This is a genomic window from Muriventricola aceti (assembly GCF_025567565.1).
Classification (GTDB): domain Bacteria; phylum Bacillota; class Clostridia; order Oscillospirales; family Oscillospiraceae; genus Lawsonibacter; species Lawsonibacter aceti.
The window spans coordinates 144,986-170,328 of sequence record NZ_JAOQKF010000005.1 but is presented as its reverse complement, the minus strand read 5'-3'; the positions used below and the strand labels follow the sequence as shown (position 1 = coordinate 170,328).

General features: G+C 59.5%; 27 protein-coding genes and 1 riboswitch. Of the genes, 8 read left to right on the top strand and 19 right to left on the bottom strand.

Annotated features, from left to right (window positions below):
* The 4 genes from OCV64_RS07505 to rlmB form a co-directional block, all read right to left on the bottom strand.
* Positions 1-445: GNAT family N-acetyltransferase (locus tag OCV64_RS07505; RefSeq protein ID WP_262669722.1), on the bottom strand; the 445-nt coding region annotated here is incomplete at its 3' end.
* 33 nt (positions 446-478) lie between these two features.
* On the bottom strand, positions 479-2,791 hold the full coding sequence (locus tag OCV64_RS07500) for a hypothetical protein (protein WP_262669721.1): 2,313 nt from the start codon (positions 2,789-2,791) through the stop codon (positions 479-481).
* A gap of 28 nt (positions 2,792-2,819) precedes the next feature.
* Entirely contained in the window at positions 2,820-2,993 is a 174-nt protein-coding gene (locus OCV64_RS07495) for a hypothetical protein (protein WP_262669720.1), read from the bottom strand.
* A gap of 24 nt (positions 2,994-3,017) precedes the next feature.
* Positions 3,018-3,803 (bottom strand): 23S rRNA (guanosine(2251)-2'-O)-methyltransferase RlmB, encoded by a 786-nt coding sequence (rlmB, locus tag OCV64_RS07490; RefSeq protein WP_262669719.1) that lies wholly within the window; start codon positions 3,801-3,803, stop codon positions 3,018-3,020.
* 271 nt (positions 3,804-4,074) lie between these two features.
* On the opposite strand from rlmB, the gene ftsH reads away from it, so the two are divergent.
* From ftsH to OCV64_RS07475, 3 genes are all read left to right on the top strand, one after another.
* Positions 4,075-6,285, top strand: a complete 2,211-nt coding sequence (gene ftsH / locus OCV64_RS07485) for an ATP-dependent zinc metalloprotease FtsH (RefSeq protein WP_394803824.1) — start codon at positions 4,075-4,077, stop codon at positions 6,283-6,285.
* A 71-nt stretch (positions 6,286-6,356) separates the two neighbouring features.
* The gene (locus tag OCV64_RS07480) at positions 6,357-7,202 is read left to right on the top strand and encodes a hypothetical protein (RefSeq protein WP_262669718.1); all 846 of its coding nucleotides are present in this window, start codon (positions 6,357-6,359) and stop codon (positions 7,200-7,202) included.
* A 51-nt stretch (positions 7,203-7,253) separates the two neighbouring features.
* Complete coding sequence (locus OCV64_RS07475) at positions 7,254-7,940, top strand: hypothetical protein (RefSeq protein ID WP_262669717.1); 687 nt, start codon at positions 7,254-7,256, stop codon at positions 7,938-7,940.
* Positions 7,941-8,159: 219 nt separating this feature from the next.
* Here the strand turns inward: OCV64_RS07475 and OCV64_RS07470 are convergent, their stop codons facing one another.
* Both OCV64_RS07470 and OCV64_RS07465 read right to left on the bottom strand, forming a co-directional pair.
* Complete coding sequence (locus tag OCV64_RS07470) at positions 8,160-9,092, bottom strand: alpha/beta hydrolase (protein WP_262669716.1); 933 nt, start codon at positions 9,090-9,092, stop codon at positions 8,160-8,162.
* Positions 9,093-9,197: 105 nt separating this feature from the next.
* Positions 9,198-9,878: a rubrerythrin gene (locus OCV64_RS07465; protein WP_262669715.1), complete on the bottom strand. Its 681-nt coding sequence runs from the start codon at positions 9,876-9,878 to the stop codon at positions 9,198-9,200.
* A 136-nt stretch (positions 9,879-10,014) separates the two neighbouring features.
* Here OCV64_RS07465 and OCV64_RS07460 point away from each other — a divergent pair, with 136 nt between their 5' ends.
* Both OCV64_RS07460 and OCV64_RS07455 read left to right on the top strand, forming a co-directional pair.
* On the top strand, positions 10,015-10,419 hold the full coding sequence (locus OCV64_RS07460; RefSeq protein WP_147571634.1) for a PaaI family thioesterase: 405 nt from the start codon (positions 10,015-10,017) through the stop codon (positions 10,417-10,419).
* Positions 10,420-10,506: 87 nt separating this feature from the next.
* A riboswitch (Lysine riboswitch) is annotated at positions 10,507-10,675 on the top strand.
* 118 nt (positions 10,676-10,793) lie between these two features.
* Positions 10,794-12,557, top strand: coding sequence for a Na+/H+ antiporter NhaC family protein (locus OCV64_RS07455; protein ID WP_262669714.1), 1,764 nt, complete (start codon positions 10,794-10,796; stop codon positions 12,555-12,557).
* A gap of 197 nt (positions 12,558-12,754) precedes the next feature.
* On the opposite strand, the gene OCV64_RS07450 is transcribed toward OCV64_RS07455, so the two are convergent.
* Genes OCV64_RS07450 through OCV64_RS07425 form a run of 6 tightly spaced genes read right to left on the bottom strand, consistent with a single transcriptional unit; the run spans position 12,755 to position 15,165 of the window.
* Positions 12,755-12,880: a hypothetical protein gene (locus OCV64_RS07450; RefSeq protein ID WP_262669713.1), complete on the bottom strand. Its 126-nt coding sequence runs from the start codon at positions 12,878-12,880 to the stop codon at positions 12,755-12,757.
* Between the two features lie 60 nt (positions 12,881-12,940).
* Positions 12,941-13,108, bottom strand: coding sequence for a hypothetical protein (locus tag OCV64_RS07445; protein WP_262669712.1), 168 nt, complete (start codon positions 13,106-13,108; stop codon positions 12,941-12,943).
* A 12-nt stretch (positions 13,109-13,120) separates the two neighbouring features.
* Complete coding sequence (locus OCV64_RS07440; RefSeq protein WP_186851899.1) at positions 13,121-13,276, bottom strand: hypothetical protein; 156 nt, start codon at positions 13,274-13,276, stop codon at positions 13,121-13,123.
* A gap of 1 nt (position 13,277) precedes the next feature.
* Positions 13,278-13,931: an ABC-2 transporter permease gene (locus tag OCV64_RS07435; RefSeq protein WP_147571632.1), complete on the bottom strand. Its 654-nt coding sequence runs from the start codon at positions 13,929-13,931 to the stop codon at positions 13,278-13,280.
* On the bottom strand, positions 13,928-14,788 hold the full coding sequence (locus tag OCV64_RS07430; protein WP_262669711.1) for an ABC transporter ATP-binding protein: 861 nt from the start codon (positions 14,786-14,788) through the stop codon (positions 13,928-13,930). Before OCV64_RS07430 ends, OCV64_RS07435 begins: the two co-directional genes overlap by 4 nt.
* Positions 14,785-15,165, bottom strand: a complete 381-nt coding sequence (locus OCV64_RS07425; RefSeq protein ID WP_147571630.1) for a GntR family transcriptional regulator — start codon at positions 15,163-15,165, stop codon at positions 14,785-14,787. The genes OCV64_RS07430 and OCV64_RS07425 overlap by 4 nt, the downstream gene beginning before the upstream one ends.
* 350 nt (positions 15,166-15,515) lie before the next feature.
* Here OCV64_RS07425 and OCV64_RS07420 point away from each other — a divergent pair, with 350 nt between their 5' ends.
* Positions 15,516-16,943, top strand: coding sequence for an MATE family efflux transporter (locus tag OCV64_RS07420; RefSeq protein WP_262669710.1), 1,428 nt, complete (start codon positions 15,516-15,518; stop codon positions 16,941-16,943).
* Between the two features lie 52 nt (positions 16,944-16,995).
* On the opposite strand, the gene OCV64_RS07415 is transcribed toward OCV64_RS07420, so the two are convergent.
* The 7 genes from OCV64_RS07415 to OCV64_RS07385 all read right to left on the bottom strand — a co-directional run bounded on the left by OCV64_RS07415 (position 16,996) and on the right by OCV64_RS07385 (position 23,611).
* A complete protein-coding gene (locus OCV64_RS07415; protein WP_147571628.1) occupies positions 16,996-17,559 on the bottom strand; it encodes a rhomboid family intramembrane serine protease in 564 nt (187 codons plus the stop codon).
* Complete coding sequence (locus OCV64_RS07410) at positions 17,559-18,731, bottom strand: phosphoglycerate dehydrogenase (protein WP_147571627.1); 1,173 nt, start codon at positions 18,729-18,731, stop codon at positions 17,559-17,561. The genes OCV64_RS07415 and OCV64_RS07410 overlap by 1 nt, the downstream gene beginning before the upstream one ends.
* Positions 18,732-18,960: 229 nt before the next feature.
* Positions 18,961-20,046 (bottom strand): 3-phosphoserine/phosphohydroxythreonine transaminase, encoded by a 1,086-nt coding sequence (gene serC, locus OCV64_RS07405; protein ID WP_147571625.1) that lies wholly within the window; start codon positions 20,044-20,046, stop codon positions 18,961-18,963.
* A 132-nt stretch (positions 20,047-20,178) separates the two neighbouring features.
* A complete protein-coding gene (locus tag OCV64_RS07400) occupies positions 20,179-21,633 on the bottom strand; it encodes a MerR family transcriptional regulator (protein ID WP_240288306.1) in 1,455 nt (484 codons plus the stop codon).
* A gap of 188 nt (positions 21,634-21,821) precedes the next feature.
* Positions 21,822-22,088 carry a pro-sigmaK processing inhibitor BofA family protein gene (locus tag OCV64_RS07395; protein WP_147571623.1) on the bottom strand — a complete coding sequence of 89 codons (267 nt, stop codon included), beginning with the start codon at positions 22,086-22,088 and terminating at the stop codon, positions 21,822-21,824.
* Complete coding sequence (locus OCV64_RS07390; protein ID WP_147571622.1) at positions 22,085-22,315, bottom strand: DUF2508 family protein; 231 nt, start codon at positions 22,313-22,315, stop codon at positions 22,085-22,087. The genes OCV64_RS07395 and OCV64_RS07390 overlap by 4 nt, the downstream gene beginning before the upstream one ends.
* A 135-nt stretch (positions 22,316-22,450) precedes the next feature.
* Positions 22,451-23,611: an S-layer homology domain-containing protein gene (locus OCV64_RS07385; RefSeq protein ID WP_262669709.1), complete on the bottom strand. Its 1,161-nt coding sequence runs from the start codon at positions 23,609-23,611 to the stop codon at positions 22,451-22,453.
* A gap of 188 nt (positions 23,612-23,799) precedes the next feature.
* On the opposite strand from OCV64_RS07385, the gene bioB reads away from it, so the two are divergent.
* Both bioB and OCV64_RS07375 read left to right on the top strand, forming a co-directional pair.
* Positions 23,800-24,756: a biotin synthase BioB gene (gene bioB / locus OCV64_RS07380; RefSeq protein ID WP_262669708.1), complete on the top strand. Its 957-nt coding sequence runs from the start codon at positions 23,800-23,802 to the stop codon at positions 24,754-24,756.
* Positions 24,757-24,771: 15 nt separating this feature from the next.
* The gene (locus OCV64_RS07375) at positions 24,772-25,326 is read left to right on the top strand and encodes a biotin transporter BioY (RefSeq protein ID WP_147571619.1); all 555 of its coding nucleotides are present in this window, start codon (positions 24,772-24,774) and stop codon (positions 25,324-25,326) included.
* Positions 25,327-25,343: the final 17 nt, after the last annotated feature.

Here is a 25,343-nt window from a genome sequence, read left to right as displayed (position 1 = left end):
GGTAGCCCAGACGGGCATACATGAGATTGGCAGGGGTGTTGCCCTCCGGGGTATCTAACCGGATGACAGATTTTCCCTGGCGGCGGCTCTCCTCCTCACAGAAGGCGACCAGTTCCCGGCCCTTGCCCCGGCCAGACCAGTCCGGGTGGACCATCAGGGTGTGGATCACGGCCACCTGGTCCGGCGGAGCCTGAAACTGCCAGGGGATCTGGGCATACTCCGGAAGCTGGATGCCGTTGAGGATAAAGGTGCCGTAATACTTCCCATCCTCCCCGGCCAGCCAGAGGGTGTGCTCCTCCATGGCACGGCGGGCGTGGTCCAGAGTGGGATACTTGCCCCGCTGCCAGTTGGTGAAGGATACGGGGCGGGCCTCCTCCAGAGTCAGGATGGCGTCATAGATGGCGTCGACGGCGTCCAGGTCGTCAGCACAGGCCAGTCGAATCAAAAGGATCACCTCATTCGTTCAGATCAGGTCCCATCAGTAGCGGTGGACCCACCCGGACAGGAACCATACCGGGAACAGCCAGGTGAGCATGAAAACGAGCAGATTCAGAGGGGAAAGGGAGGAATAGGCGGATACAGAGGTGAGATAGGCGGCCAGCAGCAGACCCAGCAGGGAGCCGGCACAGCAGATAATGGCGCCCAGCCGGGTTGCCCACCGCAGTCGCTTGGCGGCCGTCACAGCCTCGGCAAAGGGAAACAGCCCCTCCCGGCACAACAGAGCGGTGAGGACATCGCTGTGGGGCTGCTCCGGATCGGACAGCTCCCGCCGCCGTTCCACCGGAGGAAAGTCCATTTTGTCCGCCGCCAGCTTGAAACGCTGGTGAAGCATGGCGGGGATCAGATTAAAATCACGGGTGGCCAGCACAGGGCCGATCTTCTCACGCATCAGCTCCTCCAGAGCGGGAAAAATGGTGTCGTGGAGGGAATAGCTCAAGGCAAAGATACCGGCCAGCTCCCCGTTGATGGCACAGAACACGGCGCTCTTTACGTTTAACCCCTGGGGGAGGGGAATATCCATCAGATTCATAAAGGCTGCGGAACCTACCAGCACTTGGTCTCCGCGGATATTGGCGGACAGGCCGCCCCCCTCGTAGCAGCACAGGTGGTCGGCATTCCGCATCAGGCCTCCCAGAGCGCGGAGATGGTCGTGGAACAGCTTGGTCAGGCCGCTGCCGGAGTTCCGGATGAGAGTGGCTGTATAGGCCACCACCCGCTCCATGGGGAAGTTGCCCAACACCTTCACTCCGTTGAGTTCTACATAGCCGGGGGGGAACAGATCGGTATCCGTGATGAGAACTCGGTCCCCCCTCCGGGAGCGGGAGATGCCTGGCCAGCCAGCCAGGGCGGCACCGCTTTGGGCCAGACGCCGGGCCAGCTTGTGGAAGGAGCGGCCGTAGATCAAGCTTCCTCCAAAGGCGGAGGTGGCGGTAAAGGTGGCGGACAGACACCATAACAGATGCTCAGGCTGGCCAATCCCCACCGAGGTCAGCAGGGAAAGCAGCAGGCAGCCCAGCAGTAGCAGGGGGCAGAAGCGGCGAAAAATACGCTGGGCTCCATCGTCAGCCTGGATCTGGCTGCCAAAGCCCTCCTGGGTGCCGGACCATTTGGTATAGGTGTCCAGGCCGTTCCATTTCCCCTCGTCCAGGGTGACCCGATAGGGAGTGGCGGAGGCGGCCGCGGTTCGGCAGGAGAGCCGCAGGCCGCACCGCTTGTGATAGGCTCCGTGGAGCAGGAAGAACAGGCCGGCCAGGGCCACCGCGCTGTATGGTAGCTGATTTCCACGAGAGGGGTGGAGAGCCAGCACAGCGCCGTCCGCCAGAGTGGCGGCGCACGAGAGGGCCGCCAGAACATCCATCCCAAGCCTGCCATGGAAGGCCCGACCAATGGCGGACACCAGCGCGTCACCGGCCAGCAGTACGCCCGCGGCCAGCAGGCCTACGGCGATCCAACGCTGGATGGACAGGTCGTCCAGAGGGGGGAGCCATACAAGTCCCAGGGCGGGTACCAGCAGTTGGACCAGGGAGAGGGCAAAGAGGAGGAACACAGCCAGTACCCGCAGCCGGGCCCCGCCCAATCCCTTGTGATAGCTCCGGGCCAGCTCCTGGGGGTCCGTGTCCGGGGGAGGGGGGTCCTGGGGCCTGGGACGGCGGGACCGGGGGACCTCCTCCGGCTCCTCCTCCCGGTCCGTGCCTGGAATCAGCTTCTCCAGGCGGCGGACCTCGGAGTGGTCGATGGCCTCGTCCTCCTCAAACATATGGTCCGCATAGTCGTCGGCCTTTTTGCCCAGGTCCTTGAGAAAGGCGGATAGGACGCTCTCCTCCTCCGGAAAAGGAATGACTTCTTTGTCAGCCGCCGGGCCGTCCAACTGCTCCTCTGGCTCCTCACTGGGGAGAGAAGCCTCGTCGGGAGGCAGCTCCTCCTCGTCAGGCAGCTCCTCCTCATCAGGCAGCTCCTCCTCATCAGGCAGCTCCTCCTCATCAGGCAGCTCCTCCTCATCAGGCAGCTCCTCCTCATCAGGAGGCTGCTGTATCTGGCCCCCGGGAAAGGCAACTACCTTCCCCTCACGCCGGGAGGTGCGGGGAGCCTCCGGCCAGGGCAGGTCAGGTCCCTCCGGCTCCCGCTCCTTTTTGGGGGGAACAGGGACCGCACCCCGGCCCGGAACCTTGCCGGACCCGTATTCCGCCAAAATATCTTCCAGAGAGAAACCGCCTGTGTCCGTGTCCCCGATGAGGGAGCGGATCTCCGCCAGGTCGTCCTCGTTTCGTTTTTTATCGTCGCGGTCGCTCATGGGAGGCTCCTTGAAATTTGAAATTCAGTCACTGGTTACGATGGATGGCGCTCAAGAGGAATCCACCCATGGTGGCAATAGCAAATACTACGGCGCCCGCACCCGGGATGGCCAGCAGGCTCCCGACGAGGTACCCGACGACAGCCATTGCGATGGTGCAAATAGCGGCCTCCAACCCGTTAAAAGGCTTAATTGGCATCATAGAAAATTCCTCCTGCAAGTCTGACTAATTGCCTGTTCGCTGGCGGACAGCCTCATACAGCAGGACCGCGGCGGCGGCGGAGGCGTTCAGGGAATTGATCTTGCCGAACATAGGGATGGAAACGGTGAAGTCACAGCTCTCTCCCACCAGGCGGCCCATCCCCTCCCCCTCGCTGCCGATGACGATGGCGGCAGGGCCCTTCAGGTCGGCATGGTACAGGGAGGTGGACCCATCCATGGCGGTGCCGAATACCCAGACTCCCGCCTCCTTCAGTTCCTTCAGCACAGTGGGCAGATTGGCCACCCGGGCGACAGGAACGTGGGCCACAGCCCCGGCTGAGGTCTTAGCGACCACGGCGGTCAGACCGGCAGACCGGCGCTTGGGGATGATGACTCCGTGGGCGCCGGCGGCGTCGGCGGTACGGATGACCGCCCCCAGGTTGTGGGGGTCGGATAGCTCGTCACATACTACGATAAGGGGGGGCTCGTCCTTATCCCGGGCGGCGGCTAGGATGTCGTCCACAGAGGCGTACTCCCGAACGGCGGCCTGGGCGATGACTCCCTGGTGGGAGTGGGTTCGGCTCATATTGTCCAGCTTCCGCCGGTCGGCGTCTACCACTACGATGCCCTTCTCCCGGGCGGCGGAGGCGATATGCCCCAGGGCCGAGTCACGCTCGCCCTTGAGTAGAAATATTTTGTCGATGGCCACGTCGGCTCTCAGGGCCTCGATGACCGCGTTGCGGCCCTCAATGATGCCGTCGTTCTCCGTTTCCACAGGGGCGGAGCGGCGCAGAGGCGGTCTATTATTCATGGGGCAGTTCCCTCCGATGTCAAAATTTCCAACGATAAAAAACAGTATATCATATTTAGGCGAAAGGGGGAAGTCAAAAATACAGGACGTGGAAAAAACCAATCGGGGATCGAGGGGCGCCGCGGTCCGGGCAGACTCCCTTACCTTTTACAGAAAGTTTACACCCGCTTTTCTTGTTTTTAAAGTGCGGATGTGGTATGATACCATTTAGTCCTAAATGTGATTTGGACAGAAAAGAGAAAATCAAGCAGAAAATTGGAGGTATTCTCCTTTGAAACCAGATAAGGGAAACAACAAAAAGAACACGTTGGGCCTCATCAGCATTATTATGTGGGCCCTGGTACTGACCATGCTGTTCAAAAGCTGCACCTCATCCTATGCCAACGCCAACCAGGTCCAGGTGGATTACTCCATCTTCCGCCAGTGGGTGGTGGCGGAGCTGGTGGAGTCCGTGCGGATGGAGAGCGGCGAGTATGTCATCACCCTGAAGGAAGGGATGGAGGAAGAGGCTGAGGCCTATCTGCCCCAGGAAGAGGAGCGGGACCAAGGAATCTTTGCTGGAATGCAGATCCCACTCCGGGGCCAGAGCCAGGAGAAGGAATATGTCACAACCCCGCCCCCAGTATCCGACCTGAGCATCTACGACCTGCTGGATGAGCACGGGGTGACCAACTACGGCAGCGACCCGGTGGACAGCTCTGCCTATATTCTGTCCCTGCTCATCTCCACACTGCTTCCCATCCTGCTGTTGGTGGGCGCTATGATGTTCCTGTTCCGCGGGGTAGGTGGCAAGGGAGGAATGGGCGGCCTGGGCGGCGTGGGCAAGGCCAACGCCAAGGTGTATGTGGAGAAGAAGACCGGTGTTACCTTCCGGGATGTGGCCGGCCAGGATGAGGCCAAGGAGTCCCTCCAGGAGATCATCGATATTCTCCACAACCCCGGTAAGTACACTGAGATCGGCGCCAAGCTGCCCAAGGGCGCCCTGCTGGTGGGCCCTCCGGGTACTGGTAAGACCCTGCTGGCCAAGGCCGTGGCCGGCGAGGCCGGCGTCCCCTTCTTCTCTATCAGCGGCTCCGACTTTGTAGAGATGTTCGTGGGCGTGGGCGCCAGCCGTGTCCGTGACTTGTTCAAAGAGGCCAGCAAGATGGCCCCCTGTATCATCTTCATCGATGAGATCGACACCATCGGCAAGTCCCGCGACAACCGCATGGGGGGCAACGACGAGCGGGAGCAGACACTGAACCAGCTGCTGGCCGAGCTGGATGGCTTTGACCCCGGCAAGGGCGTCATCGTCCTGGGAGCTACCAACCGGCCCGAGGTGCTGGACAAGGCTTTGCTCCGCCCCGGCCGTTTCGACCGGCGCATCACCATCGACCGGCCTAATCTGGCCGGACGTCTGGCCACCCTCCAGGTCCACACGCGAAACATCCGTTTGAGCGAGGACGTGGACCTAAAGAAGATCGCCTTAGCTACCGCTGGCACTGTGGGCGCTGACCTGGCTAACTTGGTCAACGAGGCGGCCCTCCGGGCCGTCCGCCACGGCCGCCGCATGGTGACCCAGGAGGACCTGCTGGCCTCCTTCGAGTTTGTCATCGCCGGCAGTGAGAAGAAAAATTCTGTGCTCACCCAATTCGAGCGCAAGCTGGTGGCTTACCACGAGGTGGGCCACGCCATGGTGGCCTATAAGCAGAAGAACGCCGAGCCGGTGCAGAAGATCACCATTGTCCCCCACACCGAGGGATCCCTGGGCTATACCCTCTTGATGCCCGAGGAGGACAAGACCAACCTGCGGACCAAGGAAGAGCTTATGGCCAAGATATCTGTTTCCATGGGCGGCCGGGCCGCTGAACAGGTGGTGATGGATACCATGACCAACGGCGCCTCTCAGGATATCCAGGAGGCTACCAATATTGCCCGGAACATGGTGGCCATGTTTGGTATGAGCGAGGAGTTCGGCATGATGGCCCTGGGCTCGGTCCGTAACCAGTATCTGGACGGGGGCTACGGCCTGGACTGCGCCCAGGATACCGCGGCTGTGATGGATAAGGCGGTCAAAGCAATTTTGGACGTTTGCTACGAGGACGCTGTAAAGGTTATCCAGGAGAATCTGGAGGATATGCACAAGGTAGTGTCCTATCTGCTGGAGAAAGAGACCATCACTGGCGGCGAGATGGTGGCCATCATCGAGGGCCGGGATCCCGCTCTGGTGGAGGACGCCTACGCCTCTACCCGCAAGAGCGAAAAGGCGTTCCGCCCCTCCGTACCGGATGTGATCGAGGCGCCGGCCAAGCACATCCATATCGTCAGCGAGGAGGTCAAGCCTCCCGCTCTGGACGAAGGGGAGGCCAGCGGCCGTCAGCCTGAGGGGGAGGGCACAGAGGAGCGAAAGGACTCTGAACCTACCGCTCCCGCTGGTCAGGGACCGGCGGAACAACAGGAGCACGCCCCGTCTCAGGACGAGGATACCAAGGACCAGACCTGATGAACGGGACGCCTCGGAGAGCGTAAGCTCTCCGAGGCGTCTTACCTCTTTTGTATCAAGGGGGCAGGACCGTGAAATTTGTAGAGGACCGGCGACCCACATTGGCATCCTGGCCAAAGCGTATCTATCAGTGGGCGGAGCTGCCCCAGCTTTTCCGCCCGGCTCTGGAGGAATGGCGGGGAGAAGGGCTGCCTCCCGGCAACGTGACCTATATTCCCCAAGTACGGCAGGGAGTAGGGGAGGAGGAGCACGCCGTGTCCTGGTGGCGTGGCCAGGTCCTCCTACAGACCCTGTGGCGGGGAGGGGTAACCCGGCTGCTCATCCCCCAGGGGGCGGCTGCCATCCGCTATGAGGTCCAGCTGTTGAAATGTACCCTGACCATCTACTTAAAGAATGGCGATCAAGCCTCTTTCTCCTACAACAAGGTGAAGGAGGACCAACTGCGGCCGGTGCTGTCCCTGCTGCTGGGGCGGCCCTCCGGTCTGGCCTTTCCCACCGAGCACCCAGAGCCTGAGCGGCTGGGCTGGCTGCTGGAGGAGAGCTATGGGATGTACCACACCGCCTTGCTGTGCTACCGGCTGGGGGAGCGGCTGGAGGACTGCCTGTACCTTCGGGGAAAGACGGGCGGCCTGCTCTGGCTGATCCAGAGGACCCCGGACCCGGAGTATTTTCTGGGAGTCATGGACCGGGGCCTGGCTGCTATCAGCCACGACAGCTATTCCACCTGTGTCCTGTATGCCCCCTGGGAGAGCATGGACGGCGCGGAGCTGGTGCCGGAGAGGCGGGGATACTCCCTCCAGGTGCAAGCTGCGGGAGGGAAAATGACTATCCCGGTCCAAGGGGGACAGATAGAGAAGGTCCGAAATTTTTTGGACCACTTATCTCGGAGAAATGACCAGATATCCCAATTTCATTGACCGCATAGCCCGCCTTCTGCTATCATTTTCGAAAAAGGGGGAGGGAACCTTATGGAAGGATTGGGACAGAAACGGCTGGGTGTAGGCCTGACCCTCTTACTTCTGGTGGGGCCCCTGATTGTGTTTGTCCTCCTTCCTCTTGGTTTTCCACCAGTCATCGGCAATCTGATGGCCGCCCGCGCGATGAAGGAATATGCGGCCCAGGTCCATCCGGAGTGGAGGGCGCAGGGCCACTGGGCGGGCTATGATTTGGTGGGCGGCGGCTACTATCTCTCCTTCTCCGACGGCGGAGAGAAGCGGAGTCTGGGATATGGCGGGCTGGTCGTAGAGGATAAGGGACGGGAAGAGGCCCTGCGGAAGAAACTGTACATCGACAGTGTCATCCGCCGGACAGGGCTCTGGGTCCCGGACCAGAACATTACCATGTGGTCAGCCAGATGGAGCCCCCAGATGCCGGACGAGGCCGTCATATCCGTCGATGTGCAGTTCTATGGCGGTGTGGATGAGCCCATCCCCGATGAGGCAGTCATGCGGGAGAGAATGGCCGACCAGGCCATGTTGGCATATGAGGTCCTGGCTGCCCATTGTCCTATACACAGATTCTCTGTCCGATACCACCACAGGGGAACGGAGGGGAAACAGGGTGGAATGCTTTGGAACTGGATTACAGTGGACCTGCCCCAGGGAGAGACCATGACCAGAGACCACATCCTGACAGGCGAGCTGGTGACAAACTGAAGGTGGAGGGATTAGGGTGGCGCCTTGTGCCCCTCTAAACCACCCGTTGTATCTCACCATCCATGATTGTCGCGGTTCCGATGAGAGCAGTATTCCTCTTCAAAGGGGAAAGACAGTAAAAGAGCGGCCGTACAGCCGCTCTTTTACTGTCGTATTTTTCTGGGCTCCCTGTACGCCAAAGGGGACAAAGAGGCAAAAACACTGGGGAAAAACCGGGCTCTAGTCAAAGAACCTCTGTTCCAGCCAGACCAGCAGGTCCTCCATGACCTCCTGGCGGTTGAGCTCGTTGAACATCTCATGGCGGCCTCCGGGGTACAGCTTGACAGTCACATCCCGGCACCCGGCGGAGCGGAACATCGCCTCCACCTTCCGTACCCCCTTGCCCATGGAGCCCACGGGGTCCTGGTCACCGGACAGAAAATAGATGGGGGTGTCCACGTCCATTTTGGATAGATTTTTTTTGCTGGCGATGAACTGCAGTCCTTCCATCATATCCCGGAACATGGATACCGTGGGCTGGAAGGCGCACAGGGGGTCGTTTAAGTTGGCGTCTACCATGTCACGGTCCCTGCTGAGCCAGTCGGCACGGGTTCGGGCGGGCTGAAATTTCTTGTTGTAGGCGCCCAGAGAAAACCCATAGATCAGTGGGCTGACATAGTCCGGGCCCTTGAGGGCGGCCAGCCCCCCGGCGAGAAGCCGACCGAAGGCCACTAAGGGCGCCTTTTCCTGGCCGGTGCCGGAGAGAACCGCTCCATCCACCGTTCCCGGCCAGCGAATCAGATAGGTCCGAGTGAGGAAGGAGCCCATGGAGTGGCCCAGCAGCACATAGGGCAGACCGGGGAACTTTTCCCCCTCTATCTCCCGTAGGCGGCGCACATCTTGGGTGATCAGGTCCCATCCTCCGCGGGGGGCGAAGTAACCGTATCGACCGTCGTTCACTGTGAGGCCGTGGCCCAGGTGGTCCTCGCCGCACACAACAAAGCCGTAGGCGGTGAGGAATTGGGCCAAATGCTGGTATCGCCCGATATGTTCTGCTACCCCATGGACAATCTGAATTACAGCGATAGGGCTGCTTTGGGGGAACCACTCATGGGCGTGTATAGTATGGACGCCGTCAGAGGAAGGATAGGAGAACTCCTTGGTCTGGGTCATAGAACCGCGCTCCTTTCATCGGTATGTGGAGGATGGCGGGGGCGCGTGCGGTCCGGCCCTGCCGCCCACCTTCCTGTCCAGTTTACCCCAAAGCTGAGAAAACAGTCAACCCATCTGTTCCAGCAGTGAGCGAATGGTGGCGGCATGGAGGACCCCGTCTTGGGCCAGCTCCTGATATAATTCCTTGAGACAGGCATCCGAGGTGGTCTCAGCGGCCTGCTGATTGGCCCGCTCCCATCGCTGCTCCCAGACGAACTGATCCCGTAGGGCCAGGGGGAGAGAGGCGTTAATGACCACAGAGGGGATCGGTGGGCGGTAACGCTGACCGATGATGAGAAAGTAGGCGGCAGAGAGCTGGCGCAGGGCCCGCCGGTGGTCGGCAGCCAGACAGCTCAGTGACCTGGAGCAGCTTCCGCCCCTGCGGACTAGGGCCTGGGCAATGAAGACCCCTTCTTTGACCAGGTCCATGAGAGAGGCGAGCGTCTGTTCCTCCCCCTGGGACTGGCTGCCGAGGCAGAAGGGGGGGTCCTCCTCCGCTTTGCTGCGGGACGGGGGAGGGGGCGTAGGAGAAGCGGCGGGCTGTACCGGGGTCTCGGCTGGGACCGGCGCGGCCTCGCACTGGTCTTGGGGGGCGGTTTCGGCGGGGGCGATCTCATCTACTTCCGCCCGCCCTATGGCGATGGGGCTCTGCGCTTGATCGGGCATCACACGGCGCCATACCCGGTCAAACGCCTCCTGGTCCACGCCCTGGGGAGTCAGGGCGGCAGGGTTCGAGTTTTTTTCCATGGCGATTCCTCCTTGGGTATGAGTTCTTACCAATCTATGCGTTTGGGGGAAAATCGGTGAAATTTTTCCCGTCAGCCTTGCCCCACAGATGTTTTTGTGATACACTTCCCCTGACAACGAGCAAAGGAGCGGTTCCATGACTGACCAGGAGAGGACCGATTTTATATTCCGCACAGTCAATACGCCGCACCAGTTTTCCTATGAGAACGGCATCACCGTGACCCATGTGGAGCCCGGTTATGCCAAGGGGGAGCTGGTGGTGGGACCTAACAGCATCAATCCCCATAAGAATGTCCACGGAGGGGCAATGGCCACCCTGGCCGATACGGTGGGGGGATGCTGCGCCTGTTCCAGGGGCGGCGTCTGCGTCACCGCGGGAAGCACTATGGAATTTTTGCGCCCCGCCTCTGGAAAGAAGATATTCTGTGTAGCCACGCCCAAGAAGATGGGCCGCACCCTGTCTGTGATCCAGGTGGTGCTCACCAACGACCAGGATGTAGTGGTGGCCACCGGCACTTTCACCTTTTTTATGATGGATTGATAGAAAATTGAAAAAGAAGGGGCTTTTTTTCGAAAGAGGCTTGACAATAGTGAAGGGCCGTGGTAGGATACTTGCAATTCCAAATGAATAGTGGATAGAGGCGCGGTACTCATGCGTACTGTGGGACAGGGTCAGGCAGCCGTCCCCAGGAGAGGGTGTACCGCCGAAGGCTGGCTTCTCTGCCTGGAGAGGCGAACCTGGGCCGCAGGAGAATATCCTGCGGACTGTCACGAACAAGTGGAGCGCTATCCGAAGGTCCCTGGGGTCCGCCTGGGGACGTCCGGCTTTGCCATGGGCGCTTGACGTGCCTGTGGCTTTTTTGTTTGCGCGGGGGGCTGCGGCCCCGGAGAGAGAATCATGTGGAGGGAAAAGAAATGAGAACGAGAAGATCCTGGCCTGTGCGCCTGATCATCATGGTGATGATGGTGCTGGCCCTGGCGACCACCAGCTTTGCCGTGCTGGCGGACGACCCCACCGAGGTATCGGGCACCAAGATGATCGAGTGTCCCGACTGCGGCCTTACGGGCGGGTGTTCCGTATGCCTGGGCACTGACGCTGAATGTGAGGCCTGCGGCGGCACCTTTGTGTGTCCCACCTGTGGGGGTGAGGGGTATATCCAGTCCCCCAGCAGCTCCTACAACACCGCCCTGTCCCTGCTGCCCCCGGTCATCGCCATCGCCCTGGCCCTGATTACCAAGGAGGTGTACTCCTCCCTGTTCATTGGAATCCTGGTGGGCGGCCTGCTGTACTCCAATTTCTCCTTTGAGGGGACGCTGAATCACGTGTTCAGCGGCGGTATCGTGGCCTCCCTGTCAGACAGCTACAATGTGGGCATTCTCATCTTCCTGGTCATTCTGGGCACTATGGTGTGTCTCATGAATAAGGCAGGCGGCTCGGCCGCCTTCGGCCGGTGGGCCAAGAAGAACATCAAGTCCCGGGTCGGTGCCCAACTGGCATCCATCCTGTTGGGCTGCCTGATCTTCATTGACGACTACTTCAACTGCTTAACCGTGGGCAGCGTCATGCGGCCCATCACCGACAAGCACAACGTGTCCCGGGCCAAGCTGGCCTATATCATCGATGCCACCGCCGCGCCGGTATGTATCATCGCGCCCATCTCCTCCTGGGCAGCCGCCGTGTCCGGCTTTGCCGAGGACGGCCAGGGCCTCAATCTGTTTATTCGGGCTATCCCCTATAACTTCTATGCCCTGCTCACCATTGTGATGATGCTGGGCCTGGTGCTGATGAAGGTAGACTTCGGCCCCATGGCCAAATTCGAGAAGAACGCCGTAGAGAACGGCGACCTGTTCTCCGGCTCCAACCCCTATGCCATGATGGATGAGGAAATCGACGACACCAAGGGTACTGTGATGGACCTGGTGCTGCCCATCGTGGTGCTGGTGGTCTGCTGCGTCATCGGCATGATCTACTCCGGCGGATTCTTCTCCGGGGAGAATTTTGTGGATGCCTTCTCCAACTCTGATGCCTCTATCGGCCTGATGCTGGGTTCCGCCTTTGGCCTGCTGTTCGCCCTGATCTACTTCTTCGTCCGCCGCTCCATGACCTTCAAGGAGATGATGGGCTGTATTCCTGAGGGCTTCAAGGCCATGGTGCCCGCCATCCTCATTCTCACCTTTGCCTGGACCCTGAAGAGCATGACCGATTCACTGGGCGCCAAGTACTTTGTCCGTGACTTCGTCCGCAGCGCCCAGGGCCTGCAGATGCTGCTGCCCGTCATCGTATTCGTGGTGGGCTGTCTGCTGGCCTTTGCCACCGGCACCAGCTGGGGTACCTTCGGCATCCTGATCCCCATTGTCCAGAACGTATTTTCCATGGACAACCCTCTGGCCATCATCTGCATCTCCGCCTGTATGGCCGGCGCGGTGTGCGGAGACCACTGCTCCCCCATCTCCGACACCACCATCATGGCCTCCGCCGGTGCCCAGTGTGACCATGTCAACCATGTGTCCACCCAGTTGCCTTATGCAATCTCCTGCGCGGTTATTGCCGGCATTTCCTATGTGGTAGCCGGTGCGTTGGCTTACTTCGGCCTACCCGGTATCATCGCTCTGCCGGTTGGCATCGTCCTAATGCTGGGCTTCCTGTTTTTCGTAAAGAATGCTCGGAGGAGCGCCTGAGGTAAAACGGCGGGATATCCAGACCGAAAGCAGAAATAAAATAAACAAAGACGGAGCAGAAGCGTCGCTTCTGCTCCGTCTTTATTTAGATGCGGCAGGAGAAGAAAGATTCTCAATGATTTCAAATCCTGCTGGGGACGTTGTGCGTTCCCGATTTTGCCTTTCCCGATTCCTGTCCGGCCTTCACATCTGGGGAGCTAGACCTTTTCACACTCCAGCTTTTCCTGCAGTGCCTTGATGGCAAGGTCTAGAGCAGGGATAGACTTGGCGGTGGCATACTGCTTCATGTGCTCCAATTCCCGGATGGCTTCTTTAGTGGTCATAGCGGTCACACTCCCTCAATCATTTTTTACTATTATAGCATGGGAGGGAGAAAATGTAAATCACCGGCGCTTTCGCCAGCCGCCGCCAAGGAGGACAAGGCCGGTGGCCAAGGCAAAGAGGAGCCAGAACAGAAAACTTCCACTGGGGATGGTGTCCGTAAAGGCGAGCGCCACCAGGGTGACAGCTACGGCGCGGCCAGCCCAGATCAGGGGCATAATTTTTGGCATAGAGGTTCCTCCTTATCTCCGATGGGCCAGAGCGAAAGCTCCGGCCAGAGCCAGCAGTGCCAGGACCAGCACCCGCTCCACGGCGGTAGCGATCCAGGCGAAATGCAGGACAGACAGGGTGATGGATACCAGGCAGCCCGTCCATACCATCAGGACCCCGGTTTTCATATCAAAACTCCTTCTGTTCCATGATACGGCAGGAGATGAGGTAGGATAGCCCAAGTCCCAGGAGTGGGATCAGAGGGAGTAGGGAGCCCACGGCCAGAACAGTGCTCTCCGGCATCCGGTCCAGAGAGGAGAGGTCGATGCCCTCGAAGAGCCCCAACTTGTAGGCGCCGAAGAACAGGAGCAGGGGGGCGAAAATGACGATATACATATAGGGGCGGGCCCGTTCCACCCCCAATTTATAGCACAGGGGGAGGAGAATATCAGCGATGATGAGTCCCAGCCCCAGAGATACCATCAGGCTCAACAGGTTTTCGGCCATGGCGCTCTGCCCTTTCCCAATGGACAGGACCACGCAGGCCACCAGGGAGTAGAGGGTTGCGGCGGCGGCCATCACCAGGGTGAACAGGTAGCGCGCGCCCACCAGACTCCTCCGGCCAGTGGGGAAAGTGAGGGCGTATCGGTCCCACTTGGCCAGTTCGTCGAAGGAGAAGGCGGACAGGGGCAGCATCATGATAATGATTTGAGTGACGGCGGTGATGGTGGAGATGGGAAAGAGTCCAATCACGGCCAGCAGCAGGTAAAAGGCTAGAAACAGCACATAAGTCTTAAGGGTCTTTCGCATCACGAGCATATCTTTTAGAACCAGTCCGGTCATTGTGCTTCCCCCTTTGCGATGAATAGCATGATGTCTTCCAGCGTGGTCCGCTCCACCAGCAGTTCTGGATACCGGCGGCGGAAGGCGGCCCGGTCGGCCACCAGGCCCTCGCAGCCGTAGGAGCTGCGGCGTACCCGGATCAAATCGTCTGGGGCCACAGAGTTCAGCTGTGCGGCGGTGCAGGCCAGACGACCGTAATTGTCCAGAATACGATCCTTGGCGTCGGACAGGACCACCTGCCCCTGGTGGATATAGGTGATATAGTCCGCCGCCTTCTCCAGGTCGCTGGTGATGTGGCTGGAGATGAGGATGGCATGGTCATCGTCCTGGATAAATCCGAGAAACTCGTCCAGAATTTCATCCCGGACAATGGGATCCAGACCGGAGGTGGCCTCATCCAAGATCAGCAGCTTGGGGTGGTGGGCCAGGGCGGCGGCCAGGGACAGCTTCATCTTCATCCCACGGGAGAACTCCTTGATGTACTTGTCCTCCGGGAGGCGGAATTTTTTCAGATAGTCCTCATAGAGCCCGTTGTCCCAGGCGGGGTAGACCGGGCCCAGGATTCGCTTCAGATCCCGGGGACGGAGGGAGTCGTGGAAAAAGCACTCGTCCAGCACCACGCCCACCTCCAGCTTGGCAGCCCGCTCCTCCCTCTGGTTGTCGTGGCCCAGGAGGGTGATGGTCCCCTCGTCCCGGCGGATCAGGTTCAAAATACATTTGATGGTAGTGGTCTTGCCTGCCCCATTCTCGCCAATGAGGCCCATGATGGCCCCTCCGGGAACGGTCAGGTTGATATCCCGCAGAGAAAAATCGCCATAGGACTTGCGGAGCCCTTGTACTTCAATACTATTTGTCATAATTCGTCACCTTTATACAGAATATCCAATAGCTCATGGAGCTCATCGAGAGAGAAGGCTCCCTTCCGGGCCTCCTCCACCGCCTGGGTAAGCTTCTCCTCCACCCGGCGGAGCTGGGCCTCCCGCAGCAGCTCCCGGTTTTGGGGCGCCACGAAGCAGCCCTTGCCTGGGACGTTCTCCAAAAAGCCATCTCGTTCCAGCTCCTCGTAGGCCCGCTTGGTGGTGATGACGGAGATACGGAGCTCCTTAGCCAGCAGGCGCATAGAGGGCAGGGCATCCCCCGCCGACAGGGTTCCGGCCATGATTTGCTCCTTCACCTGGTCGGTGATCTGCTCGTAAATGGGTTTGACGCTGGAATTACTTAGAATGATGTCCATCTCATGCCCCTTCTAACAGTGGAGAGAGGGGAGAGCTGCCGGCCGGTACCAGGTCCAGTGCCCGCCCTCTGACGCACTGTTATTTTGTGTTTTCTGTATATATACTACATATACAATATAACAATAGAAAGCTGTTGTCAATAGGGCGGGTAAAAAATTTTTTGGCAGTGGTATGGCGGAAGGCGGAGCATGGGAGACAGCCGGCCTCCGCCATTAAGCATTTTGGCCAGTTTTCTGGAAAAAAAGCGGGAAATGCTATGGTTTTGCCTAATTTACAAGGAGAGAGGCCAGTGCTATAATTGCCAGCGCCTAGAGAAGACTTAGAAAAAGTGTGTGGAGAGGCGAAGAACGTGAAACTGGAAAATGATCTGGGCCGCGATCCCATCCGAAAGCTGGTCCTGAATATTGCGATTCCCAGTATGCTGGCCCAATTTGTCAGTGTGCTGTACAGCATTGTGGACCGCATCTACATCGGGAATATCCCGGAGATCGGCAACCTGGCCCTGGCGGGGGCCGGCGTCTGTGGTCCCGTGGTCACCATGATCGGCTCCGTGGCCTTTTTGGTAGGGGTCGGCGGTTCCCCCCTGATGTCCATTCGAATGGGCGAGGGTAACCTGGCCCAGGCCAGAAAGATACTGGCAAACTGCTTTCTCCTGCTTAACGTGCTGGCGGTGCTCCTGATGGCCGGTGCCCTGTTGACCAGGCGGCCTCTGCTCCTGCTTTTCGGAGCCAGTGAGACCACCCTGCCCTATGCTCTGGACTATTACACCTACTACCTGTTCGGCACGGTATTCGCCTTGCTGGCCAACGGAATGAACCAGTTTGTCATCTGCCAGGGCTTTGCCAAGAAGGGGATGCAGTCGGTGATGCTTGGGGCGGTGCTCAACATCGCCCTGGACCCAGTGTTCATCTTTTGGCTGAACATGGGGGTACGTGGAGCGGCCATCGCCACTGTAATCAGCCAACTGGGCAGCTGCCTGTTTGTCCTCCATTTTCTCTTTGGCCCTGTACCCCAGGTGCGCATCACCTTCGGGGGATACAGCCGGAAGATCATCTCCAGGGTCCTGCTCACTGGGCTGGCTCCCTTCCTCATCATTGCGCTGGACAATGTGATGATTATCGCGCTGAACGCTGTTCTCCAGAACTACGGCGGACCGGAGCAGGGAGATATGCTGGTAGCCGCCGCTACCATCGCCCAGTCCTTCATGCTCATTATCACCATGCCCATGGCGGGGATCACCGGCTCTACCGGCTCCATTCTGGGCTATAACTTTGGAGCTGGCCGCCCCGACCGCATTCTGGAGGCCCAGAAGTACATCCTGGCCCTCTGTCTGGCCTTTACCACCGTGCTGTTCCTGGTGGGCCAGTTCCTGTGCGCCCCCTTTACCCACATTTTCACTCCCGACCTCCAGGTGTCCGCTCTGGCGGTCCAGGCCATCAAGATATGCACCATTGGCCTCATCCCACTGGCCTTCCAGTACACCTTGATCGACGGGTTCACCGGTATGGGGATGATGCAGTGGTCTCTGCCCCTGTCTCTGCTCCGCAAGGGCGTGTACTTCACCGCCCTGTTCCTGCTGCCAGCAGTCTTTGGCGCTACCGCCGCTTTCTTCGCGGAGACGGTGTCCGACCTGTTTCCGCCCCTGGTCACCATGGTGGTCTACTGGAAGCGGCGGAACTGGATTATCCAGGAGGCGGCTAGCCACCGCCGCCTGGAGAGTGACGCCCAGACCGCAGTGCAGCAGCCAGCGGCATTGGGTCAGGCTCAGGCCATATAAAAAGAAGCTCTCTGTCAAACCTATCTGACAGAGAGCTTTTTTATGGATATCGTTATGGCCGCCGGCTCATGGCAAAGCCTAGGCAGGCCCCGCACAGCCCGCCCACCACATGGGTGAGCTGGGATACGTTGTCCCGGAGGGTGATGGCGTCAACCACCTCGCCTCCCAAATAGAGGACGGCCACCAGAATAAGGGTCAGAGGGATAGCCCCCGCCCGCATACCGGACAGGGAGGAGAGCAGGATCAGCATGAATACGATGCCGCTGGCCCCAAGCAGAGCTGTCTTAGGAAAACACAAAAACTGGACCAGCCCGGAGATAAGGGCCGTGACCAGGATGCACAGGAGCAGGCGGCGGGAGCCGTACTTTTCCTCCAGGGGAGGGCCCACCACCAGCAGGAGCATCATGTTGCTCAAGTAGTGGGCATAGCCGGAATGGCCCAGCACATGGCCCACCAGACGCACATAGGTCAGGGGGTCAGACAGGGGAGAACGATAGACACAGAACAGATGCAGGGTGGTCCAGCCACCGGTGGCCCACCCCAGGGCCAGAGCGCCGAGGGAGAGGAGAGCAAAGGTGAGGACCACCGGGGAGTTGTACTGGATATGGGGCCGCATCAGTGGTTCAGCACCCGGACACGGATCATATTGGGGATGGCCCGCAGCTCATCCGCCACTTCGTCAGTCAGCCGGGTGTTCACATCTACGATGGTGTAGGCATAGTCCTTTCTGGACTTATTCGTCATATTTTCCACGTTGATGCGGTCGTCAGAAAGGGTGGACATGATCTGGGTCAGCATGGCGGGCACGTTCTTATGGATCAGGCACAGCCGGGCGATGCCGCTCCACTCCTGTGACACGTTGGGCAGGTTTACCGAGTTGGTGATGTTGCCGTTAACCAGATAATCCTGGAGTTGGCGGGCGGCCATGACAGCGCAGTTCTCCTCGCTCTCTGGGGTGGAAGCCCCCAGGTGGGGCAGGGCGATGACGTTCTTTACCGTGGTAATGCGCTCGTCCGGGAAGTCTGTGACATATTTGGCGACCCGGCCGGATTCCAGGGCGGCAATCATATCCTCGTCATTGACCAGGCCGCCGCGGGCCAGATTGAGGACGCGCACCTGGCCCTTCATTTTGGAAATGGCCTCGGCGTTGATAAAGTCCTTGGTGTTGTTGTTATAGGGGACGTGAATGGTGATGTAGTCAGACACCCGGTACAACTCATTCACGTCCTTGACCACATGGACATGGCGGTCCAGCCGGAGGGCCGCGTCCACAGATAGGAAGGGGTCATAGCCGTATACATCCATCCCAAGGTCCAGGGCGATGTTGCACACCAGGGCGCCGATGGCGCCCAAGCCGATAACGCCCAGGGTCTTGCGGTAGAGCTCTGGCCCCACAAAGGCGGATTTGCCCTTCTCCACAGCGGCGGCCACATCCACCTTAGGAGTGTGGGCCTGCTCCTGGACCCAGTCCGCCCCTCCCAGAATATCCCGGGAGGCGATGAGCATGGCGGCGATGACCAGCTCTTTCACCGCGTTGGCGTTTGCGCCGGGGGTGTTGAACACCACGATGCCGTTCTCGGAGCAGCGGTCGATGGGGATGTTATTGGTCCCGGCGCCCGCCCGGGCAATGGCCCGGAGGGCGGGGGGGAAGGAATAGTCCTGCATGGGGGCGGAGCGGACCAGGATGCCATCCTCGTTCTCCACTTCCGTTCCGATCTGGAAGCGGCTTTTGTCCAGCTGGTCCAGCCCGGCGGAAGAGATTTTGTTCAAAGTCTTAATACGGTACATACGATCACCTTATTTTATGTTATAGGAGCGGCCATGTCGGCCGCGTCGGTCCTTCCGGTCAAACGCCTGGATAAAATCGCACAGCTTTTTAACGCCCTCCACAGGCTTGGCGTTGTGGTTGGCGCAAAGTTCGCTTCGCTCGGGACGCTCTGGCAGTATTCCTCGCTGCGATTCCTTGCGCCTCCTCTCCCCATGGGACCCACTGCGCGGGGCTCCTATGGGGGCCCCGTCAGTTCGCTTTATCGAAGGCCTTGATAAAGTCGCAGAGCTTTTCCACGCCTTCGACGGGCATAGCGTTATAGATAGAAGCCCGCATCCCGCCGGTCTTCCGGTGGCCCTTCAGATTGACAAAGCCGGCCTGGGCCGCCTGGGAAACGAACTTGGCGTCCAGTTCCTCGCTGCCGGTGCGGAAGGTGACGTTCATGCCGGAGCGGGAGCCCTTTTCCCCGTGACACCGGAACAGCTTGGAGTTGTCCAGCGTGTCATAGAGCATATTGGCCCGCTGCCACTTCAGCTTCTCCATACCGGCCAGTCCGCCGTTCTCCTCCACCCAGTCCAGAGTGAGGCCCAGCATATAGATGCACCAGCAGGGGGGGGTATTGTACATGGAATCCTTGTCGATCATGGTCTTGTAGTTCATGATAAGGGGGGTATAGGGCAACTCATGCCCGGCTAACTCCTCCTTGATGATGACCACAGTGAGGCCGGCAGGGGCCATGTTTTTCTGTGCCCCAGCATAGATAAGGCCGAATTTGGATACATCCACCGGCATGGACAGGATGTCGGAGGACATATCACACACCAGGGGCACGCTGCCGGTGTCAGGGACATATTGCCACTCGGTGCCATAAATGGTGTTGTTGGCGCAGTAGTAAAAATAGCTGGCCTCTGGGTCCAGCTTCAACTGGCTCTGGGCGGGGATGTAGCTGTGGTCCCGGTCCTCGCTGGAGGCGGCCAGATGGATCTGGCCGTACTTCTGGGCTTCCTTGTAAGCCAGGTTGGAGAAGTTGCCGGTGACGGCGTAGTCGGCCTTTCCCGTCTTTCCAATGAGGTTCAAGGGGATCATGGAGAACTGGCCGGAGGCGCCTGTCTGGAGAAACAGGATCTTATATCCCTGGGGGACGTTCATGATCCGGCGCAGTTTCTCCTGGGTCTCCTCAAAGATCTGGATGAAAACTTTTGACCGGTGACTCATCTCCATCACAGACATACCGGACCCCCGGTAGTTGGTGATTTCTGACCCGGCGCGCTCCAGTGCGGACAGTGGAAGCATAGACGGGCCGGCGGAGAAGTTGTAAACACGCTGGTCGCTCATTTGAAGAGCCCCTTTCCTATAAAAATTGCCCCGCTCCGCAGAAGGGACCGGGGCAACTTTTAATTATAGACAACTGAAAAGGGAGTGTCAATGGCTGAACAGGGAAAAGGGGCCAGGAAACGATCTCTTTTCTTAGATTTGCCGAATGGAGAAGTCATATCGGACATACTGCTCCTGGCCCGGCAGGGAAACCAGCTGGCCCTTGTGGCTGTCATACCCCTTCAATTCTAGCTCGAGGGTGAGCTGCCAGCCGTCCACAGTCCAGCTCTGGGTGCCGGGACGGGGTTCCTTCAGGGCGGACAGCACCGGTTTCAGGGAGGGGTGGGCCAGCAGTTCGCCGTGACCCAGCAGGGCGTTCACCGTGTGCCATACCTGAGTGGTGGAAAGGGAACGGACGCCGCCCTGCTCCCGGTTCTCCATGGAGAAGGACAGACCGGTGACCGCCCCCTGCTGGCTTTGGATGTCCATATCCAGAGGGCCGGAGCCAAAGAGAAAGATGGGGAAGCTGTTTGGGTCCGTCCGGAGCCAGGAGCCGTCTGGCTGGAGCATATAGCCGGGCTCCTCGGGGGCGGAGGCAAAGGTGGCTAGATGGTTGTAGTTGGCGGCAAATTCCTCCGGGGTCAGGGCGCCATGGTGCCGGGGGATAGCGGCAAACAGAGCGGCGCCCATAAGGAGGGCCACACAGAGCGCGTAGATGCCCGGATAGGCTGCCGCGCGGCGTCCGGAGCGGGGCTGATCCCAGAAGCCCTGAGTGCCGTCGGTACCGTCGGACCAGGCCTCGTCCTCCAGGGCCCAGGGCTGCTCCCGCCCCTTTTTGCAGCGGACGTAGCCCAGGATCAGAGTCACAAGAGGGATGAGGGCGAGAATGGAAAGCGTGATGGTCAGACCCAGCCCCATAATGATTACCGACAAGGTCCGCCGAAAGCCCTCCTGGAGGGAGAGATAGCTGCCGTCTGACCGGGTGAGCTTCAGCCGGAAAAGGGCCTTGCCTGGGGTGGTCCCCCAGCGGTGGAGGAACAGGGGCTCCAGCGCCGCCATAAGGGTCAGGGTGGCCGCCGTATCCAGCAGATCCCCCAAAGGGCCCCGCCAGAGGATGTTGATCCGAAAGACCAGAGCAAGCAGTACGCTCCACAGAGTGCCATACAGCAGCAGGTCCAGGGAACGTGCGAAATACCGCCGCCAGGGGATGCGGAAGCGGATGTCGGCCACCTCATCCGCTGGGGTGGAAGGGGCCCAGGAGAGATAGCGGGCCGGGTCCATGGAGGACCAGTCCGCCCGGTCCTCCCGCAGCTTCTGGCACAGGGCCTTGGCCTGTTCCAGCTCGGCGTATCTGCCCTCCAGCTGGGCCAGCCTCTGCTCCAGGAGCTGATCCAGGGATCGTTCTCCCGCTTGGAGGGACCGGATGTCCTCCAGGGAGCAGTCCAGCTTCCGCAGCAGCTTGATTTTCAGCAGAGTCTGACAGTCCTCCTGGGAGTAGTCCCGATAACCGTTTTCCCCACGGCTTGGGGCGATCAGGCCCTGGGACTCATAGAACCGGATATTGGCCCGAGGCAGCCCGGTGCGGTCTTCTATTTCTTTGATGGTCATAGCTGTCTCCTTCCTGAAAATGAATGGCTTAGATGGGACCAGTGTAAAGTATGAAGTCCCTTTACAGTCAAGAGGAAAAGAAGAATATAATCAATTATATAAATATTTTCTGAAAACGACAAGAACTGCCGCCCAGAAAAGCCGGGCGGCAGTGTGAAAGGCGGCTATATAAAGCCTGGTCAGGCCATCTATTTTAGCACCCACTGGAGCATCAGCAGCAGGCCGAAGCCAGGTACGCCCAGCAGCCCCAGCACCAGGGCATTGACCAGGTTGACCCCCAAAGTCACGCCCAATGCCTGACCAACCTGGGAAAACAGGGCCAGGGCGGCCAGTCCCACTGAGGAGCGCAGAATCAGACGGATCAGCTGGGCCACAGGGCGGCGGAGGATCAACAGGGCGGTGCAGACCAGCAGTCCGGCCAGCCCCCAGGCTGCGAATCCCGGCAATCCTGTCATGAAACCCCCTCCAGCTGCTTGACCCGGCGCAGCAGGTAGTTGTACCGCGCCTGGAGGGCATTGATCTCAAAAACATAGGACTCGATGAGGTCCCCGTCGCTGGCTGTATTAAACCCCCCGTAGGCCTGATTGATGAGGGTGCGGGTGTGGGCCAAAGAGGCCACCAGCTCCTGCCGCTCCAACTCCTGTGCGCTATCACACCGGCGGCGGGACAGAGAAAACGCCATATAGCCACGCTCCTTTCATTTCTTCCTGTGGACCATTGTATGGATAGTTTGGACAAATATTCCAGCCTTTAACCACACAGGGAAAAAAGAGCACGGACCCGGCCGGAAAACCGGCCAGGTCCGTTATGGGAAAGGTCAAAGCTCCAGGAGATCCTGACAGAAGCGATACAGAGCCACAGCCAGTTCCGCACGGGTGACGCCCTGTCCGGGATGGAGGGAACCATCCTCATAACCGGACAGCAGCTGATGGTCCACAGCCCAGCCCAGGGCCTCCCGTGCCCAGGAGGAGGTAGAGGGACCGTCGGTAAACAGCGCCAAAGACTGCCCACCCTCCATCTGGAGCCCGGTCCTGCGGGCGTATTGGTACAGGATCAGAGCTAACTGCTCCCGGCTGAGTACCTGGTTCGGGCCAAACCGCTGGTCGCCTACACCGGACATGACTCCCTCCTGGGCGCACCAGCAGGCGGCGTCAAGGAACCAATCTCCGGAGGAAACGTCGGTGAAGGAAACTTCCCGCCCTTCTTCAGAGCCGCCCAAGCGCCACAGAATCTGGGCCAGTTGGGCCCGTGTGACCGTGCCCTGGGGGGAGAAGGAGTCCTCGCCGGTGCCGGAGAAAAAGCCCTGGGCCAGACCATATTCCACAGCCTCGTAGTACCAGGAGCCAACGGGCACATCGGAGGGGATGATCACCGACTGGAACAGCTGGAGGTAATAGTGGAGCGTCTGGGGCTCGCCCCCGCCGGCAGGAACATAGGAAAGGGAGAGCAGATAGATCAGATGGTCCGGGTCCACATCCTCCTGACCTGCCGCCAGCCGGCCTTGGAGGACAGCCTGCCCCCGGCTGGCCAGCAGATCGGCGGGGAGGGCAAAGATCTGGCCCTCCTCCAGCCTGTGATCCACCCCGTCCCAGGCGGTCAGCCGGCCGTCGGCGGTGACTACGTCACAGATGGGATCGTCCTGTCCGTCTAACAGTTCATAGACACCATCACTGTTCGCGTCGGTCAGGTAGTCCACTGTCACCTGTACCCCGTCAGCATGGAGCTGGATATAAAAGGTGGTGTTCCCTGCGGTGCGATTAAGGGGGAAACTTCCGACTACCTGGTCGGAGGGAACAAACGTCCCGGTTTGATCTCTCTGGTAGAGCTGGATATGCAGGGGGCGCTGGGGAAAGTCCATCTCATCCCCGTCGATCAGGAAGGAGGCAAAGTCCGCTTCCGCGGCCTGAACAGGCAGAGCCGGTCCGGCGAATAGAAGGAAGGCCAGAAACAGGCACAACCATCGGTTTTGTTTGATCATAGGAGACTCCTTTCATCCATGGAAAACACGTGAAAGAAATTATACCCAAAAGAGAATAGATTTACAAGGGCGGATGTTGTCGAAAGGCGAAATACGCAAATCGTCAACTGAAAAATTTTTTGGTTGACAGACTGCGGGGGGAGACGTATACTAAAAAATGAAAATGGTTTACAATCTGGGGGGTCAAAGTGAAAAAACTAGCTGAGGAGATCCGATCAGGCCGCCGCCTGACCCGGTCGGACGATCTGTCCCAACTCTTGACAGCGGACCTGGAAGAACTGCGGGCGGGAGCGGACACCATTCGGAGAGAGCTGTGCGGCGACCGCTTTGATTTTTGTACGATCATCAATGGCCGAAGCGGCCGGTGCGGGGAGGACTGCAAATTCTGCGCCCAATCCTGCCACCATAACACCCATGTGAAGGAGTACCCCTTCCTGCCGGAAGAGGATATTTTGGCCGAGGGAAAGCGAAACGAGGCTGCCGGCGTCCACTGGTACTCCATTGTGACGGCCGGCCGGGGCCTCCACGGCCAGGAGCTGGAGCGCGGTCTGGCGGCCTACCGTCGGCTGCGGAAGGAGACGGGTCTGGCCCTGTGCGCCTCCCACGGTCTACAGACCCTGGAGGAGCTCAAGGCGCTGAAGGAGGCCGGTGTGACCCGCTTCCACGCCAATCTGGAGACCTCCCGTAGATATTTCCCCATGATATGCACCAGCCATACTTATCAGGATAAGATAGACAACATCCTCCGAGCCAAGGAGGCGGGACTTCAGGTGTGCTCCGGGGGGATCTTAGGAATGGGGGAGAGCTGGGAGGACCGCATCGATATGGCGTTGAGCCTGGCGGAGCTGGAGATAGACTCCATCCCGCTGAATCTGCTCACCCCCATCCCAGGCACTCCACTGGAGCAGGTCGAGCCGATCTCCCAGGAGGATGTGCTGCGGGCGGTGGCCCTGTTCCGGTACATAAATCCCACCGCCTGGATCCGTATGGCGGCCGGCCGGGGTCGATTTCCCGATGGGGGCGAGGCGCTGTTTCGCTCTGGGGCCAATGCCGCGATTACCGGGGATATGCTGACCACCACTGGCACCAGCGTGGCGGGAGATATGGAAATGGCTATCCGGCTTGGCTATCAATTAGAACGGTAGATAGGGAGAGAAAATATGGAAACCAAAACAAGGAATAAAGTTTATCCGCTGGCGATGACCGCGGTTATGGCTGCCGTCATCTGCGTCCTGGGCCCCCTTTCCATTCCCGTGGGGCCGGTGCCCATCTCCTTTACGAATTTTGCCATTTACATCACGCTGTATGTTCTGGGCTGGAAACGGGGTACCGTCAGCTATCTGGTCTATGTGCTCATCGGCATGGTGGGAATGCCTGTGTTCTCCGGGTACTCCGGCGGCCTGGCCAAGCTGGCCGGCCCAACGGGCGGCTATATCGTCGGTTTCATCCCCATGGCGGTGATTGCCGGCCTTGTGATCGATAAATTCCGGAACCGGGGCGTACAGCTGGCCGGGATGATTGGAGCCACCGCCCTGTGCTATGCCTTTGGCACGGCCTGGTTCTGCTTCCAGGCGGAAAGCGATCTGCTGCCCGCCCTGACCATGTGCGTATTCCCCTTTATTCCCGGGGACCTGGTCAAGATGGTAGTGGCTATTGCGGTAGGACCGATGCTCCGGAACCGGCTGAAAAAAGCTGGGCTCCAGCCGGAGGGATAAAATAAAAATTGGCCAAG

Excerpts from the sequence above, each read along its gene's own strand:
- OCV64_RS07375 (WP_147571619.1), top strand. The coding sequence starts at position 24,772 with ATGGAAACCAAAACAAGGAATAAAGTTTATCCGCTGGCGATGACCGCG.
- OCV64_RS07425 (WP_147571630.1), bottom strand. The coding sequence starts at position 15,165 with ATGGACATCATTCTAAGTAATTCCAGCGTCAAACCCATTTACGAGCAG.
- OCV64_RS07385 (WP_262669709.1), bottom strand. The coding sequence starts at position 23,611 with ATGATCAAACAAAACCGATGGTTGTGCCTGTTTCTGGCCTTCCTTCTA.
- OCV64_RS07400 (WP_240288306.1), bottom strand. The coding sequence starts at position 21,633 with ATGACCATCAAAGAAATAGAAGACCGCACCGGGCTGCCTCGGGCCAAT.
- OCV64_RS07450 (WP_262669713.1), bottom strand. The coding sequence starts at position 12,880 with ATGACCACTAAAGAAGCCATCCGGGAATTGGAGCACATGAAGCAGTAT.
- OCV64_RS07445 (WP_262669712.1), bottom strand. The coding sequence starts at position 13,108 with ATGCCAAAAATTATGCCCCTGATCTGGGCTGGCCGCGCCGTAGCTGTC.
- OCV64_RS07455 (WP_262669714.1), top strand. The coding sequence starts at position 10,794 with ATGAGAACGAGAAGATCCTGGCCTGTGCGCCTGATCATCATGGTGATG.
- OCV64_RS07430 (WP_262669711.1), bottom strand. The coding sequence starts at position 14,788 with ATGACAAATAGTATTGAAGTACAAGGGCTCCGCAAGTCCTATGGCGAT.
- OCV64_RS07495 (WP_262669720.1), bottom strand. The coding sequence starts at position 2,993 with ATGATGCCAATTAAGCCTTTTAACGGGTTGGAGGCCGCTATTTGCACC.
- OCV64_RS07500 (WP_262669721.1), bottom strand. The coding sequence starts at position 2,791 with ATGAGCGACCGCGACGATAAAAAACGAAACGAGGACGACCTGGCGGAG.
- OCV64_RS07410 (WP_147571627.1), bottom strand. The coding sequence starts at position 18,731 with ATGTACCGTATTAAGACTTTGAACAAAATCTCTTCCGCCGGGCTGGAC.
- OCV64_RS07440 (WP_186851899.1), bottom strand. The coding sequence starts at position 13,276 with ATGAAAACCGGGGTCCTGATGGTATGGACGGGCTGCCTGGTATCCATC.
- OCV64_RS07390 (WP_147571622.1), bottom strand. The coding sequence starts at position 22,315 with ATGGCGTTTTCTCTGTCCCGCCGCCGGTGTGATAGCGCACAGGAGTTG.
- OCV64_RS07470 (WP_262669716.1), bottom strand. The coding sequence starts at position 9,092 with ATGACCCAGACCAAGGAGTTCTCCTATCCTTCCTCTGACGGCGTCCAT.
- OCV64_RS07435 (WP_147571632.1), bottom strand. The coding sequence starts at position 13,931 with ATGACCGGACTGGTTCTAAAAGATATGCTCGTGATGCGAAAGACCCTT.
- OCV64_RS07460 (WP_147571634.1), top strand. The coding sequence starts at position 10,015 with ATGACTGACCAGGAGAGGACCGATTTTATATTCCGCACAGTCAATACG.
- OCV64_RS07415 (WP_147571628.1), bottom strand. The coding sequence starts at position 17,559 with ATGCGGCCCCATATCCAGTACAACTCCCCGGTGGTCCTCACCTTTGCT.
- OCV64_RS07465 (WP_262669715.1), bottom strand. The coding sequence starts at position 9,878 with ATGGAAAAAAACTCGAACCCTGCCGCCCTGACTCCCCAGGGCGTGGAC.
- rlmB (WP_262669719.1), bottom strand. The coding sequence starts at position 3,803 with ATGAATAATAGACCGCCTCTGCGCCGCTCCGCCCCTGTGGAAACGGAG.
- serC (WP_147571625.1), bottom strand. The coding sequence starts at position 20,046 with ATGAGCGACCAGCGTGTTTACAACTTCTCCGCCGGCCCGTCTATGCTT.
- OCV64_RS07475 (WP_262669717.1), top strand. The coding sequence starts at position 7,254 with ATGGAAGGATTGGGACAGAAACGGCTGGGTGTAGGCCTGACCCTCTTA.
- OCV64_RS07395 (WP_147571623.1), bottom strand. The coding sequence starts at position 22,088 with ATGACAGGATTGCCGGGATTCGCAGCCTGGGGGCTGGCCGGACTGCTG.